Raw genomic sequence first — 15,347 nt, 5'->3', positions numbered from 1 at the left:
GGAAAGCCGGCCGGGTGCCGTCCGTCCGTGCGTGGTCATGGCTGCGCACGTGACACCGATGGTTCTGGAAATCGTCCGAAGACCCCGATCTGATGACGCGGGTTGTCAGACTTGGTAGCCTGTCGCCACGAGTTCGCCGTTCGGCCGACCCCGCATCAGGGGCGTGAGCGGCGACCCGTGTGCGAGATGCGGTGAACAGTGCGGCGCGACAACCGATGTGGGAGAAACGGACATCGCTCGGCGGCGTCGCCCATATCCTGCACATGTATCGCGGCTGGTGACGAAAATGATCGGAGCTGCGTCGAGCGCGCAGCCGACCCGAAGTGAGTGACAACGCGGCGCAGCCGCGAAAGGTGGGGTGGACATGGTCTCGGTGACCGGTGCAGTCGGCACGGTGGTCGAATCGGCGCAGGACGCGTTCGGCGCGTTCAAGGTCCTGAGGCGGTCGGGTCTGGTGGATCCGACCAAACCCAAAGAGCTGCTGACCACGGTCAAGCGAGCCAAGATCATCGGCCCGTGCGCCGCGGCGGTCGCGCACGGTGCCGATGAGTATCCCGAGGCCGGCGCCGTCGCCGACGAACACGGCGAGCTCACCTTCGGTGAACTGAACGCACACGCCAACGCGCTCGCGAACCACCTGCTGTCGTCGGGGATCAAGCCCGGAGCGGTCATCGGTGTCATCGCGCGGGACCATCGTGGCCTGTTGACCACCATGAGCGCGGCGGGCAAGGCCGGGTTCCGCCTGGCGATGATGAACACCGGCTTCGGCAAGACCCAGTTCGCCGAGGTCGCTGAACGCGAGAAGATCGTCGCGATGCTCTACGACGAGGAGTTCACCGACCTCGCCGACTCCCTGCCCGCCGACACCCTGCGCATCGTCACCTGGATCGACGGCAACCGCCCGATCGGCGACGCCGTCCGGACCCTCGACGACATCGTCTCCGGAGGCGACACGTCCACCCCGCCCGAACCGGCCGAGTGGGGCGGGCTGGTCATCCTCACCAGCGGTACCACCGGCCTGCCGAAGGGTGCTCAGCGGTCGAAGATGTCACCGTTCGCCAGTGCTCTTCTCCTGGACCGTATCCCGATTCCGCAACGCAGTTCCATGGTGATCGTGTCGCCGATCTTCCACTCGACCGGCTTCGCGCTGTGGGGTGTGGGGACCGCGCTCGGCAACAAGACGGTGGTGATGCGCCGGTTCGACGCCGAGAAGACCCTCGCCGCCATCTCCGAGCACAGGGCGGAAGTCCTGGTCGCGGTCCCGACCATGTTGCATCGCATGGTCGCACTCGGCCCCGACGTCATCGGCAAATACGATCTGTCCTCGCTGAAGATCATCGTGCTCGCGGGTTCCGCACTGTCGCCGACACTTTCGGAAGCAGTGCAGGACACCTTCGGCGACGTGCTCTACAACCTGTACGGCTCGACCGAGGTGGCGATCGCGACGGTCGCGCAACCGAAGGAGCTCCGCCTGGCGCCGGGCACGGTGGGTCGCGCGCCGGTCACCAGCCGGTTGGCACTATTCGACGACGACGGCAAGCGGATCTCCGGAACCAACGTGCGCGGAAGGTTGTTCGTGCGCAACGGCGCCCCGTTCGAGGGGTACACCGACGGACGCAACAAGGAGATCATCGACGGTTACATGTCCACCGGCGACATGGCCCGGTTCGACGAGCACGGCCTCCTCCACATCGACGGCCGCGACGATGACATGATCGTGTCCGGCGGCGAGAACGTCTACCCGCTCGAGGTCGAGAACCTCCTCGGCCGCCATCCCGACATCGACGATGTCGCGGTCATCGGTGTCGACGACGACGAGTACGGAAAACGCCTGCGCGCCTTTATCGTCGTCGCCGAACACGCCAACCCGACGCCCGAGGACATCAAGGCCCACGTCAAGGGTCACCTGGCCCGGTACAAGGTGCCGCGCGACATCGTCTTCATCGACGAGCTGCCGCGCAACCCCACCGGCAAGCTGGTCCGCCGTCACCTTCCCACCGGGCCGCTCTGACCCTTCGTGACGCTCGCAAGCTCGCTCCTCAGGGAGCAGAGGTGTGACCGCTTGCGCTCCTCACACCTCAGGGAGCAGGGGGTCAGAGCCGCGGGTCGACGGCCTCCGACTCCATTGCGAGGACGCCGAACACGCACTGGTGGACGCGCCACACGGGCTCTCCGGCCGCTGCTCGGTGGAGTGCTTCGAGTCCCAGCGCGTACTCGCGCAGCGCCATCGACCGTTTCAGGCGGAGGTTGCGGTTCTTGAGACGGGACAGTGTCGACGGATCGGTGTAGTCGGGACCGTAGATGATCCGCAGGTACTCGCGCCCGCGGACCTTCAGCCCCGGCTGTACGAGGCCCTTGGGTCCGCGCACGAGATTGCCGAGCGGCTTGACGACCATGCCCTCGCCGCCGCTCTCGGTGAGGTCCTCCCACCAGGTCACGCCGGCCGCGCGAGACGACTCCGCAGTGGTCTCCACGACGAGGCGACGGGTGGTCCGGAAGAGTTCCGGGTCCGCCGCGACCAGGCGGTCGGCGATGTCGAGGTGCCACTGGTGGTCTCGGGTCTCATACGTCGCGGCATCCCCGGCGAGGACCTGGAAGGGCGCCACCTGCACACCCAACGGTGAGGCGATCGGTTGAACGTGGTGGCGATAGGAGTCGACGAAGAGGCCGGCGTTCACGGCGCGCATCCGGGTCCTCGCGAGTAGATCGCCGACGTCCGCGCCTCGCGCCTCCGCAGCCGTCAGTACGTCGATCGTGGCCGGCAACGCGGACGTCGCCGCGGCGCCGACCCTGGCGTACTGACCACGAATCATCGCCTCTGCCTTCGCAATCCACGGCAGTACCTCGGCGTCGACGAGGAGGTGGGTGGTGTCGAGTTCCGCCCACAAACCGGCGGCGGCGACGGCCTCGGCGATCCGCGACAGCACTGCCGTCTGCCGTCGATCGGCGAAGAAGGCGCGTCCGGTTCGCGAATGAACGGAGCCGGACCCGTCGCGCGCCACCCGGATGACAGCGCGGGACCCCATGTGCTTCTCCTCGCAGATGACCCGAGCGACCGAGTGCTTTGCGTAGTGGTCGAACGCCTGATCCGGGTGCTCCAGGAATCCGTCGCGCGACGAACTGTCCACCGGCGACATCGTCGGCGGCAGGTACAGCAGCTCCGCCGGTGGGATCGCGAACCTGCTCATCACTTCCAGTGCGCCCGCGGCGGTCTCGTCGCGCACGGAGACGCGGCCCAGGAGGTGGGTGTCGATGACGCGATGCCCGAGGACGTCGCTCAGTGCCAGCACCTCCGGGCGACGCGACGGCGGGGCCAGGGGGCGAACGGGCCCGTAGTACGTCGACCGTGCGGGTACCGACACCACCTCTCGCTCGGGGTATCGCAGGGCCGTGAGCTTTCCCCCGAAAACGCACCCCGTGTCCAAGCACATCGTGTTGTTGATCCACTGGGTATCCGGCACCGGCGTGTGCCCGTACAAGACCGTTGCCGCACCGCGATATTCGTCGGCCCACGGGTAACGGATGGGCAGGCCGAACTCGTCGGTCTCGCCGCTGGTGTCGCCGTACAAGGCGAACGCCCGCACCCGGCCGGACGCCCGGCCGTGGTACTTCTCCGCGAGTCCTGCATGTGCGACGACGAGTCTGCCGTCGTCGAGCACGTAATGGGCGACGAGGCCGTCGCAGAACCGGCGCACCTCGGCGACGAATGCATCGTCCTCGCCCGCGAGCTGGTCCAAGGTCTCCTGGAGGCCGTGGGTGGCCTTGACGTTCCCACGACCCAGTGCTCGAACGAGTTTCGCCTCATGGTTTCCCGATACGCACAGGGCGTTTCCGCCGGCGACCATACCCATCACCAGTCGAAGAGTGCCCACCGAGTCCGGGCCGCGATCGACCAGATCGCCGACGAACACTGCTCGGCGGCCATCCGGATGCACGGCGTCCACTGCGCGGCCGTCGTCGCGACGGACCGCGTATCCCAGTCGTTCGAGCAGGACTTCCAGCTCGTCGCGACACCCGTGCACGTCGCCGATCACGTCGAATGGACCGTGTTCGTGCCGCCGGTCGTTGAACAGACGCGTCCGTACGATCGACGCCGACGCGACGGCCTCTGGGGAGTCCAGGACGTGGATCGTGCGGAAACCCTCACGCTTCAGATTGCGCAGCGACCGCCGTAGCTGGTCGTGCTGACGCTTGACGACGTGGGCGCCGAAGTCCCGATCCGGTCGAGAAGCGTTGCGCTCCAGCGTGAGCGCGACAGGAAGGTCGAGGACGATCGCCACCGGGAGCACATCGTGATCCTTGGCCAATGCCAGCAGCGACCGGCGTGCCGATGCCTGCACGTTGGTGGCGTCGACGACGGTCAGCCGGCCGCGATTGAGGCGCTTGCCCGCGATGTACTCGAGCAAGCCGAACGCATCTGGCGTCGCTGCCTGATCATTCGGGTCATCCGAGATCATCGCCCGGCACTCGTCACTCGACACGACTTCGGTCGGACGGAAGTGGGTGGCCGCGAAGACGGACTTGCCGGAACCACTCGTTCCGACCAGGACGACCAGGGACAGTTCCGGAATGCTCAGTTCGGCCATGCTGTTCCCCCCGTCGTCGTCAGTTCGGTGAACACGGCCATCTGCGTCGGCGACCCGAGCTCCTCATCGCACTCGCCGACGGACCGGAGATCGACGGCGTACCCGTAGGATTCACCCACCGAGCGGGCCCAGGTCCCGAACTCTTCTCGGGTCCACTCGAAACGGTGGTCGGGGTGTCGGAAGCCGCCGGCGACCAGCGCCGGATACCGCACGTTGTACTCGCTGTTGGGTGTCGTGACGACCACCCGACGAGATCGCATGGTCCCGAAGACGTTGTCGACGACCGCCGGGAGCCGGGGCGGGTCGATGTGTTCGATGACCTCCATGAGAATCGCCAGATCAAGACCTGCGAGTCGGTCGTCCTCATACTGCAGCGACGACAGCAGCAAGGTGAGGCGCTCGGACTGACGCTCGGTCATCCGGTCGACATGCAGGCGCCTGGCCGCCTTCGACAGGGACGAGTCGGACACGTCTGTGCCGATCACCTTTGTCACGCCGCGCAACTCGAGCAACGCACCGAGCAGTGCTCCCGGACCACACCCGAGGTCGACGATCGTCGTCGGCCGGAACTCTCGCACGACGTCGAGGACCGCATCGTGGCGCAACCGCACCAACGGGCGCGAGACGTCGGGTTCGGCGTCCTCCGCAGCTTCCTCGACCGGCCGGTCGTCCAACTCGACGAGCCGTTGCGTGGCAGCATCTTTCAGATCTCGCTGGTGGACCAGATAGCGATGGGTGATCAGCTCCCTCTCCGGGTGGGTGGCCAGCCATCCCGCTCCGGCGCGGATGAGCTTGTCCACTTCGTCGTCGCCCACCCAGTAGTGCTTGGCGTCGTCGAGCACCGGCAGCAAGACGTAGAGGTGATTCAGTGCGTCGGCCAGGCGAAGGGAACCGACGAGGGTCAGCGACACGAGCGGTGCATCACCCCAGTCGGGCCTGGTGGAGTCCAACTCGATGGCCTCGGCCGTGACGCTCCATCCCATGGGTTCGAACAGCCGGCACAACAGGTAGGGATCGCCCGGGACCACGGGGAGGGCGATCGTCAGATCCAATTCCGAATCCGCGAGTTCTTCCCGATGCGCGCAGCGTCCGTGCAGGGCCGACCGGAACACCTTTGCCATCGCCACCGCCAGCAACGACGACGCAACGTAGGGACGGTCGTTCACGTATTGCCCCAGCGCGAACCCGTCCCGCGCACCAGAACGCCCCCGCACCAGGGAAACCGGATCGACCTCGATGACCATCGCGGCCGTGCACCGATCGTCCCCGACCTCGGGGTAGAAGACATGCGCCGTGCCCCCGTACACCTCGAACGGCTGCACCTTCGCCGGATGCTTGTGCAGCAGAAAGCCCAGATCGCTCGGTGTGTCGAGGGTCGACGAACGTTCTGCGGAGATGGTCAACAGCATCAGGACAGTGTGACCGACCGCCGTTCGCCGGGAAACAGGTTTGTCGCCTCGGAACCCTTCGAGGCTCGTCGCTGATATGTAGTGCTGCTCTGTCAAGTCCCATGGCGAAGTTGGCCTCCTTCGGGGGGGCTGTAGTGGGGGTTGGCCACCCGCCGCGGTGTGTGGTGGTCGTTACTCGCGACGGTGTTGTCGGACTGATATACGCGGGTTGGTTACCGCTCAACGGTGTTCGACAGGAGATGAAAACGCTGACCGACGGGTCTATGTAAACGTGCGTACCGTGCACTCAAAAGCGCTGGCGCACATAGCGACGCCGTGGATTCGTTCCCTGTTCACCACAGCGCAGTCGCGGCGGGTGACCAAGATTGTGTCAGGCTGGTTAGTCGTCGAGCACCGCCAGCGACCAGCACCAGCCGGCAAGCTCACGAGCGATCGCGGTGTTGGCCACGCAGGGATGTTTGCTGCGGCGGTCGAACTGTTGCCAACGCTTGTGCAACCGACGATTGCCGGCATGGCCACGGGCGCGGGCAGCCGGTGAGGCAGCCTCCCACCGGCGGCGCATGGTCTGTCCGGGTGTGGCGTAAGGGCGCCGGTGCTGCCAGGCCGCCTCCACCAGCAACCGACGCACGTGGGCGTTACCGGCCTTGGTGATCGATCCCTGACTGCGGGTCCCGCCGGTCGAGTATTCCGAGGGCACCAACCCGGCGTAGGAGCCGATCGTGGCGCCACTGAACCTCGACCAGTCGCCGATCTCGACCGCGAGAGCGAACGCGGTCAGCGTCGACACACCCCGCAGACACGACAGACGGGTGACCACCGCCCGCCACGGATCGGTCGTCGCGGTCTGTTCGATCAGCTCATCGAGGCGGTCACGGCGTGCGGTCACGCTCAACACCGCGTCCAGGTCGTTGTCGAAGGCGGCCTGCAGCAGCGGCAGCTCGAAACGTTGACGCTGCAGCCACCGCTGATGAACACCGGTCCAGGGTTTGCCGCCTGAGTAGACGATTCCCTGGCGCAGAAGCAGTTTCGACAGTCGATGCCGAGCGCGCATCAGGTCGCTGCGGGCGTCCTCGCGGGCGCGGACCAGATCACGGGCGGCTTCGGTGCCCACCTCAGGCACACTGACCGCTACCACCTCGCCCAGGCGCAGCAACTTCGCCAGGTGTGCAGCGTCTCGGGCATCGGTCTTGACGCGGTCCCCGGCTGGTCGTTGCAGTTTTGAGGGAGCGGCAACCACACACTCCATCCCGGCCGCAGTGATCGCCCGAGCCAGTCCGAAGCCCGTTGGCCCGGCCTCATAGGCCAACCGCACGGGCGGTGCCAAGCCCTGTAGCCAGCTCACGATGGTCGCCGCATCGGGGACCAACGTCTCCCGAATCACCATCCCGGAGTCTTCATCGATGGCATGAGCGACCACCGAGCGTGCGTGAACATCCAATCCGACACTTGTACCCTGAACAATCACCGGAGGCCTCCTGATCTGCAATGTGGTGCTACCGCCGAGTGTGAACTCAGCAGCAGCAACCCACGATGTGTTTGCAGCTTGAGGCCTTCGGCCCCAAGGCCCCCATACCGTCTATCGCTCCTCGCACCTCAGGGAGCGGAGGGTGTCGTCGCTGATATGTAGTGCTGCTCTGTCAAGTCCCATGGCGAAGTTGGCCTCCTTCGGGGGGGCTGTAGTGGGGGTTGGCCACCCGCCGCGGTGTGTGGTGGTCGTTACTCGCGACGGTGTTGTCGGACTGATATACGCGGGTTGGTTACCGCTCAACGGTGTTCGACAGGAGATGAAAACGCTGACCGACGGGTCTATGTAAACGTGCGTACCGTGCACTCAAAAGCGCTGGCGCACATAGCGACGCCGTGGATTCGTTCCCTGTTCACCACAGCGCAGTCGCGGCGGGTGACCAAGATTGTGTCAGGCTGGTTAGTCGTCGAGCACCGCCAGCGACCAGCACCAGCCGGCAAGCTCACGAGCGATCGCGGTGTTGGCCACGCAGGGATGTTTGCTGCGGCGGTCGAACTGTTGCCAACGCTTGTGCAACCGACGATTGCCGGCATGGCCACGGGCGCGGGCAGCCGGTGAGGCAGCCTCCCACCGGCGGCGCATGGTCTGTCCGGGTGTGGCGTAAGGGCGCCGGTGCTGCCAGGCCGCCTCCACCAGCAACCGACGCACGTGGGCGTTACCGGCCTTGGTGATCGATCCCTGACTGCGGGTCCCGCCGGTCGAGTATTCCGAGGGCACCAACCCGGCGTAGGAGCCGATCGTGGCGCCACTGAACCTCGACCAGTCGCCGATCTCGACCGCGAGAGCGAACGCGGTCAGCGTCGACACACCCCGCAGACACGACAGACGGGTGACCACCGCCCGCCACGGATCGGTCGTCGCGGTCTGTTCGATCAGCTCATCGAGGCGGTCACGGCGTGCGGTCACGCTCAACACCGCGTCCAGGTCGTTGTCGAAGGCGGCCTGCAGCAGCGGCAGCTCGAAACGTTGACGCTGCAGCCACCGCTGATGAACACCGGTCCAGGGTTTGCCGCCTGAGTAGACGATTCCCTGGCGCAGAAGCAGTTTCGACAGTCGATGCCGAGCGCGCATCAGGTCGCTGCGGGCGTCCTCGCGGGCGCGGACCAGATCACGGGCGGCTTCGGTGCCCACCTCAGGCACACTGACCGCTACCACCTCGCCCAGGCGCAGCAACTTCGCCAGGTGTGCAGCGTCTCGGGCATCGGTCTTGACGCGGTCCCCGGCTGGTCGTTGCAGTTTTGAGGGAGCGGCAACCACACACTCCATCCCGGCCGCAGTGATCGCCCGAGCCAGTCCGAAGCCCGTTGGCCCGGCCTCATAGGCCAACCGCACGGGCGGTGCCAAGCCCTGTAGCCAGCTCACGATGGTCGCCGCATCGGGGACCAACGTCTCCCGAATCACCATCCCGGAGTCTTCATCGATGGCATGAGCGACCACCGAGCGTGCGTGAACATCCAATCCGACACTTGTACCCTGAACAATCACCGGAGGCCTCCTGATCTGCAATGTGGTGCTACCGCCGAGTGTGAACTCAGCAGCAGCAACCCACGATGTGTTTGCAGCTTGAGGCCTTCGGCCCCAAGGCCCCCATACCGTCTATCGCTCCTCTAAAGCAGTGGGGGTGGCGGCGAGTGAACGCACGACGAGATGCAGTGCGGCGGTGGTGGTCAGGGAGCGGACACGCTCGCGGTCGCCGGGGAACCTGCGGGTGACGGTGACCGTGGGCCTGTCGCGGAGGGCCACGCCGAAGCACACGGTCCCGACCGGCTTCGTCTCGGTCCCCCCGCCGGGACCGGCCACGCCGGTGGTCGACACCGCGACGTCGGTGCCGAACCGGGTGAGCGCGCCCTCGGCCATCGCGGCGGCGACCTCGACGCTGACGGCCCCGTGCGTGGCGATGAGCTCGGCCGGGACATCGAGCAGATCCGACTTGGCGTCGTTGGAGTACGAGACGACACCGCCCATCACGTAGGCCGACGAGCCGGGCCGGTCGGTCAACCGGGCCGCGACGAGTCCGCCGGTGCACGACTCGGCGGTCGAGATCAACCTTCCGCCCAGCGCGGTGACCAACTGATCGTCGATCGTGGAACCGTCGGTCGAGAAGATCTGTCGCCCATGATGTTCGACGAGGAGGTCCAGGAGGGCGTCATAGACCGGCGCGTCCGCGGCGGCGAACCGGGTGACCATGTCGAGCTCGCCGCGCCGCAGGCAGGTGGTGATCTCGAGTCGATCGAAGTCGGGGACAGCGGTCTCGGCAGACCGGAGCGTCTCGGCGAGTTCGGCTTCGAGGAGGCCGTAGGCGCGGATGGTGGCCTGCCGGAGGTCGTCGGCCCGGGACAGGACGTCGGCCACGGCTGCGGTGGAGATCGCGGTCGGCCACATCGCCTGGAGTTCGCCGGGTGGGCCGGGCAGGACGACGATCGTCGGCACACCGGCGGCAGCGGGGATCACGACACCCGGTGCGGTGCCGGTGGGTGGCACCGGGGCCGCACCGACCGGCACGAGCGCCTGCTTGCGGATCCCTGTCCGCGTCGGGCCGGAGTCGACATCGAACCCGACCCCGCGCCAGCGCTGGATGATCGCGGCGATGTGCTCCTCGAGTGCGGGATCGAGGAGCAACTCGCGGCCGCAGAACTCCGCGACGGTTGCGACCGTCAGGTCGTCGGCGGTGGGACCGAGCCCGCCGCTGGTGACGATGAGATCCACCTGCTGCTCGGCGAGGAAGCGAAGCTGGGCGGTGAGGTCGCCGGGTCGGTCGCCGCAGATCGTGATGTGGGCGACGTCCACCCCGAGTTCGAGGAGTTCCTCGGACAGCCAGGGGCCGTTCTGGTCGGTGATCCGACCGGTCAGGACCTCGGTTCCGGTGACCACGATGCCTGCGCGCACACTCACGGCATCGAGCCTAGTGGTGTGTCCGCCACCGACGCAGAACGCGCCCTCGGGGAGAGGACGCGTTCCACGGTGTCGGCTGACGTGAGGATCAGGCCTTCTCGGCTTTGGCCTTCTCCTGCATGGACGAGCGGGCGGGGTTGGCCTGATCGTCCTTCTTGGGGTCGGACTCGTCCTGCTTCTCGGTCACCCCGGACTTGATCCGCGCGCCGATGTCGGGGTCGACGCGGTGCCAGTACTCGAATGCCCGCTGGAGGATCGGTTCGGAGACGCCGTTCAGGAGGTGGCCGACGACGTTGTCCACGAAGCGTTCACGCTGCTCGTCGTCGAAGACCTCGCGAACCAGGGTGCCTGCCTGACCCCAGTCGTCGTCCTCGGGATGGTCGACGTAGGCGCTGCGCAGGATCTCCCCGTTCGCGGCCCATTGCGGCTCACCCTGTCCGGGATAGAGCGCGGACGGCCCGCCCTTCGAATTCGGGGCGTAGACCGGGTCCGGGACGTTGTGGATCCGCATGGCGCCGTCCTTGGAGTACGAGTGCACCTCGTTGGTCGGCGCGTTCACCGGGATCTGCTTGTAGTTGCCGCCGATCCGGTGGCGGTGGGCGTCGGCATACGAGAACACACGCGCGAGCAGCATCCGGTCGGGGCTGAAACCGATACCGGGCACGACGTTGTTGGGTTCGAATGCCGCCTGTTCGATCTGCGTGTGGTGGTCCACCGGATTGGTGTGCAGGGTCATCCTGCCGACCTCGATGAGCGGGTAGTCGCCGTGCGGCCACACCTTGGTCAGGTCGAACGGGTTGAACCGGTAGCTCACCGCGTCGTCGAACGGCATGAGCTGCACCTTGAGTGTCCAGCTCGGATGATTGCCCGCGGCGATGTTCTCGAACAGGTCCCGGGTGTGGAAATCCGTGTCGGCGGCGGCCATCTGGTCGGCCTCGTGCTGGGTGAGGTGCTCGACGCCCTGATCGGACTTGAAATGGTACTTCACCCAATGCTTCACGCCTTCGGCGTTGACCCACAGATAGGTGTGGGAGGTGTAGCCGTTCATGTGGCGCCAGGTCTTGGGAATGCCCCGGTCGCCCATCAGCCAGGTGACCTGATGCGCGGACTCCGGCGAGAGCGTCCAGAAGTCCCACTGCATGTCATGGTCGCGAAGGTTGTTGTCCTGGCGACGTTTCTGCGAGCGGATGAAGTGCTGGAACTTCATCGGATCCTTGACGAAGAAGACCGGCGTGTTGTTGCCGACCATGTCGTAGATGCCTTCGGAGGTATAGAACTTCAGCGCGAAACCGCGCGGGTCACGCCAGGTGTCCGGGCTGCCGCGCTCGCCCGCGACCGTCGAGAATCGAGCCACCATCTCGGTTTTCACGCCTGGCTGGAACAGGGCCGCACATGTGTACGCCGAAATGTCTTGCGTGGTCTCGAATGTGCCGAACGCGCCGCTGCCCTTGGCATGTGGCTGACGCTCGGGAATCCGCTCGCGATTGAACTGCGCCATCTGCTCGATCAGATAGTGATCGTGCAGGACGATGGGGCCGCCGGCGCCGACCGTCAGGGAGTGCTCGTCACTTCCCGCCGGTGCTCCCGAATCCCGGGTGGTGAACAGAGAATCGTCGGACATATCGCCTCCGAGAGGTCGTCGTATCCGTGCATGAACAACGGGACCCGAGGGCTGCAGGTCCGTTCCGCCGATCCTACGCCGACGGGGTCGGTGGCACGTCGATGCCGAATTCCCGCAGCACCGACTCGGTGTGCTGGCCGAGTGCCGGGACGGGACCCATCGCCAGTTCCACGTCGTCGAAGGTCAGGGGCGGCAGGAGCGCGCGGACCGGGCCGACCTCGGTGTCCACCTCGCGCCAGCGGTCGCGCTCGCCGAGCTGGGGATGGTCGACGACACCCGCGAGGTCGCGGATCTCGGCGGCGGGTATGCCCGCGTCGGCGAGACGCCGGTCGAGTTCGTCGGTGGTGAAGCGTTTGGTCTCCGCGCTGATCACGGCGTCGACCTCGGCTCGGCGCGAGACGCGATCGATGTTGGTGCGGTAGCGGGCGTCGTCGGCGAGATCCGGGCGGTCGAGTGCGACGCGGGTCAGGGCGTCCCACCCGCGGTCGTTCTGGACGCCGATGAGGATGTCGCCGTCCTGGGTCGGGTACTTGTCGTAGGGCACGATCGCCGCGTGCCCGAGCCCGGCACGGGCGATCTGCCGCTCGCCGTAGAGCCGCATGTACATCGGATGGCCCATCCATTCGACCGTCGCGTCGAACATCGCCACCGAGACCCGTGCGCCGACTCCGGTGGTGGCGCGTCGTAACAGCGCCGACAACACGGAGGTGAGTGCGTACATGCCGGCCGCGATGTCCGAGGAGGGGATGCCGGTCTTGGACATCTCTTCGGGTGTCCCGGTCACCGAGATGAGGCCGGCCTCGGCCTGGACCAGCATGTCGTAGGCCTTGCGGTCGCGATAGGGCCCGGCGTCGCCGTACCCGGACATGTCGACGACGACGAGTCCGGGATGGTCCGCGCGCAGGGCGTCGGCGCCGAGACCGAGCCGGGCGGCCGCGCCCGGCGCGAGATTCTGGACGAAGACGTCCGCGCCGGCGATGAGCGTGCGGATCGCGTCGCGCCCGGACTCGGTCTTGAGGTCGAGGGCGACCGATTCCTTGCCGCGGTTGAGCCATACGAAGTGCGAGGCGACCGCGCCGCGCACCGCCGCGTCGTACTTTCTCGCGAAGTCTCCGTCGCCGACCCGTTCCACCTTGATGACCCGGGCGCCCAGGTCGGCGAGATGTCGAGTTGCCAGCGGTGCGGCGACAGCCTGCTCGAGCGCCACCACGGTGATGCCCGCGAGGGGCAGCAGTCCTTCGTCCGGAGTCACCGGCCAAGGATCGCCGACGGTGCGACGCCCGTCAACGAGGACCCTCGCGGGCCTCGGGATCGTTGGTGGCCTCGGTGAGACGGTGCAGCAGGTGGGTCAGCGACCGGATGTCGTCGGGATCCCACTGTGCCAGCCGTGCACGCCATTCGGTGATCGCCGAGGCGAGCACCGCGTCGACGCGTTCGCGACCGTGCTGGGTGAGGGTGACAACGCGGGCGCGGGCGTCGCGCGGGTCCGGATGCCGCTCGGCGAGCCCGAGCCGGACGATCGCGTCGATCTGACGCGTCACCGTCGACTTCTCCATGCCGACGGCGGTGACCAGGTCCGACATCGGCATGGAGTTGTGCTTGGCGAGCACGGTGATGAGCGGGTAACACGACGGGTCGAGACGTGGGTCGATGGCGCGGGCGCGCAGACGCGTGCGGACCCGGCCCCGCCGCCAGAAGTCGGTGAGTTCGGCTTCGAGCCCGCTGATCGGATCGGTGCTGATGGGATCGGTGCCGACGGGATCCGGCCCGGGGGAGTCGTCGGCCGACGCGGTCATCTCCGAACCCATGCGGGTCAGATTACCCAGCCGATGTGGGGGAGGCGACGTCGGACGACCACCCGACGTGGTGCACGATCGAGAGGTGGCCACCTCACAGCGCACCAAGCCGAATCCCTGGGAGTACGTGAAGTACGCCTACTGGGCGCGTCTGCCGAAGTCGATGCTCGACTGGGTGGCCGACGATCTGGCGGGCCCCGGAGCGTCCGTCCGGATGGTGGTCCGCTGGGCGGTGCCCTGCATCATCGTGCTGATCCCGATGCTCTTCGTCCCCGCCGACTGGGGTGTCCGGATCACGATGACCATGCCGATCCTGCTGGCCTACCTGTTCTTCTCGATCGCGCTGAACCGGGTGTACCGGCGCCACCGCCTGGTCCAGCACGGCCTCGATCCCGAGCTGGTCAACAAGCTCGAGCGCGAGAAGAACTCCGACCTCTACGACGAGTATCACCGCAAGTACCGGGGCGAGCGCCGCCGCCCCGGCGCGGGACGTTAGTCGGGCCGCCGGGGCGCACGGCTCAGTACAGGTAGTCCTCGCCGCTGGCCCGCACCGTCACATCGGACAGGCTGATCCCCCACGGCTGGTCGATGACGTGGACCACCGCCCGGGCGAGGTCCTCCGGGGTGATGAGCCAGTACTTCACCGAGTCGACATCGGTGAGTTCGGCGGGCATGGTGCCCTGCACCAACTCGGTGACGTGCTCACGATACGACGCGGCGCGCTGTCCGACGATCCCGCGGATCGCGCGGTCGTTGACGATCCAGCTCGCCAGATTGGTGCCGGCGACGCCGGTGGGTTTGACCGTCGTGACCTTGATCTTGCCCTTGGCCTCGATGCGCAACGAGTCCGACAGCATCGTCACCGCGGCCTTGGTGGCGCTGTAGACACCCGAGCCCTCGAATCCGCCGTTGCCGTAGATCGACGCGATGTTCACCACCTGACCCCGGCCCTGCGCGATCATCTGGTCGTAGACCGCGGAGATGCCGTTCACGACACCCTTGATGTTGATGTCGATGGCCTTGTGCCATTTCTCCCAGGCACGTTCGTGGTCGGCGAAGAACGCCAGCGGCATGACCCCGGCATTGTTCACGATCACGTCGATCGCACCGAAGCGTTCCACCGCCGACGCCGCGGCGCTCCTCATCTGGTCCATGTCGGTGACATCGGCGACGTGTGCGACGGCCGACCCGCCTGCGTCGGCGATGCCCTCGACGACCCCGGCGAGTCCGTCGGCGTCGATGTCGACACCGACGACATGGGCGCCCTGCGCCGCACACATCTGCGCGATGACCTTGCCGAAACCTCCTCCGGCACCGGTGATGATGATGGTCTTGCCCTGCAGATGATCAGACATTGAGCTCCCCGGCCGCGACGAAATGGTCGCGTCATCGTAGCAACGCGCCGCTGCATCGCCGTCCGGTGAACTCCGCCCCTCTTTCTCGCCGGTGGCGCGACGTCGCACCACCACAATGATCCCAGTCCACGTGAGAACGGCTCCGCCGCAACCACGCCCGCGC

11 protein-coding genes are annotated in these 15,347 nt (G+C 66.9%); 2 read left to right on the top strand and 9 right to left on the bottom strand.

The window, feature by feature from the left end; translation table 11 throughout:
- Positions 1-364: 364 nt before the first annotated feature.
- Positions 365-2,011 carry an acyl-CoA synthetase gene (locus tag MHN80_RS14540; protein WP_239402417.1) on the top strand — a complete coding sequence of 549 codons (1,647 nt, stop codon included), beginning with the start codon at positions 365-367 and terminating at the stop codon, positions 2,009-2,011.
- 82 nt (positions 2,012-2,093) lie between these two features.
- Here MHN80_RS14540 and MHN80_RS14535 read toward each other — a convergent pair whose 3' ends face one another.
- From MHN80_RS14535 to MHN80_RS14500, 8 genes are all read right to left on the bottom strand, one after another.
- Positions 2,094-4,586 (bottom strand): polynucleotide kinase-phosphatase, encoded by a 2,493-nt coding sequence (locus tag MHN80_RS14535; protein WP_239402416.1) that lies wholly within the window; start codon positions 4,584-4,586, stop codon positions 2,094-2,096.
- Entirely contained in the window at positions 4,574-5,995 is a 1,422-nt protein-coding gene (locus MHN80_RS14530) for a 3' terminal RNA ribose 2'-O-methyltransferase Hen1 (RefSeq protein ID WP_239402415.1), read from the bottom strand. The genes MHN80_RS14535 and MHN80_RS14530 overlap by 13 nt, the downstream gene beginning before the upstream one ends.
- A 379-nt stretch (positions 5,996-6,374) precedes the next feature.
- Positions 6,375-7,460, bottom strand: coding sequence for an IS110 family transposase (locus MHN80_RS14525; RefSeq protein ID WP_239402414.1), 1,086 nt, complete (start codon positions 7,458-7,460; stop codon positions 6,375-6,377).
- 459 nt (positions 7,461-7,919) lie between these two features.
- Positions 7,920-9,005 (bottom strand): IS110 family transposase, encoded by a 1,086-nt coding sequence (locus MHN80_RS14520; protein ID WP_239402414.1) that lies wholly within the window; start codon positions 9,003-9,005, stop codon positions 7,920-7,922.
- A gap of 111 nt (positions 9,006-9,116) precedes the next feature.
- Positions 9,117-10,412 (bottom strand): competence/damage-inducible protein A, encoded by a 1,296-nt coding sequence (locus tag MHN80_RS14515; protein WP_239402413.1) that lies wholly within the window; start codon positions 10,410-10,412, stop codon positions 9,117-9,119.
- Positions 10,413-10,500: 88 nt separating this feature from the next.
- Entirely contained in the window at positions 10,501-12,033 is a 1,533-nt protein-coding gene (locus MHN80_RS14510; RefSeq protein WP_004020452.1) for a catalase, read from the bottom strand.
- A gap of 73 nt (positions 12,034-12,106) precedes the next feature.
- Positions 12,107-13,285, bottom strand: coding sequence for a CaiB/BaiF CoA-transferase family protein (locus MHN80_RS14505; RefSeq protein ID WP_004020451.1), 1,179 nt, complete (start codon positions 13,283-13,285; stop codon positions 12,107-12,109).
- A gap of 31 nt (positions 13,286-13,316) precedes the next feature.
- On the bottom strand, positions 13,317-13,841 hold the full coding sequence (locus MHN80_RS14500; protein ID WP_004020446.1) for a MarR family winged helix-turn-helix transcriptional regulator: 525 nt from the start codon (positions 13,839-13,841) through the stop codon (positions 13,317-13,319).
- Between the two features lie 55 nt (positions 13,842-13,896).
- Here MHN80_RS14500 and MHN80_RS14495 point away from each other — a divergent pair, with 55 nt between their 5' ends.
- Entirely contained in the window at positions 13,897-14,325 is a 429-nt protein-coding gene (locus tag MHN80_RS14495) for a DUF5313 domain-containing protein (protein WP_033204146.1), read from the top strand.
- A gap of 22 nt (positions 14,326-14,347) precedes the next feature.
- On the opposite strand, the gene MHN80_RS14490 is transcribed toward MHN80_RS14495, so the two are convergent.
- Positions 14,348-15,184 carry an SDR family oxidoreductase gene (locus MHN80_RS14490; protein ID WP_239402412.1) on the bottom strand — a complete coding sequence of 279 codons (837 nt, stop codon included), beginning with the start codon at positions 15,182-15,184 and terminating at the stop codon, positions 14,348-14,350.
- Between the last annotated feature and the right edge of the window lie 163 nt (positions 15,185-15,347).

The sequence above is a fragment of the Gordonia sp. McavH-238-E genome (assembly GCF_022348225.1).
Taxonomy (GTDB): Bacteria; Actinomycetota; Actinomycetes; order Mycobacteriales; family Mycobacteriaceae; genus Gordonia; species Gordonia terrae.
The sequence above is the reverse complement of the archived record's forward strand: the minus strand, read 5'-3'. Positions and strand labels throughout refer to the sequence as shown.

What these genes read in the sequence shown, in the direction of transcription:
- MHN80_RS14540 (WP_239402417.1), top strand. Translation starts at nt 365, where the DNA reads ATGGTCTCGGTGACCGGTGCAGTCGGCACGGTGGTCGAATCGGCGCAG.
- MHN80_RS14535 (WP_239402416.1), bottom strand. Translation starts at nt 4,586, where the DNA reads ATGGCCGAACTGAGCATTCCGGAACTGTCCCTGGTCGTCCTGGTCGGA.
- MHN80_RS14530 (WP_239402415.1), bottom strand. Translation starts at nt 5,995, where the DNA reads ATGCTGTTGACCATCTCCGCAGAACGTTCGTCGACCCTCGACACACCG.
- MHN80_RS14510 (WP_004020452.1), bottom strand. Translation starts at nt 12,033, where the DNA reads ATGTCCGACGATTCTCTGTTCACCACCCGGGATTCGGGAGCACCGGCG.
- MHN80_RS14500 (WP_004020446.1), bottom strand. Translation starts at nt 13,841, where the DNA reads ATGGGTTCGGAGATGACCGCGTCGGCCGACGACTCCCCCGGGCCGGAT.
- MHN80_RS14490 (WP_239402412.1), bottom strand. Translation starts at nt 15,184, where the DNA reads ATGTCTGATCATCTGCAGGGCAAGACCATCATCATCACCGGTGCCGGA.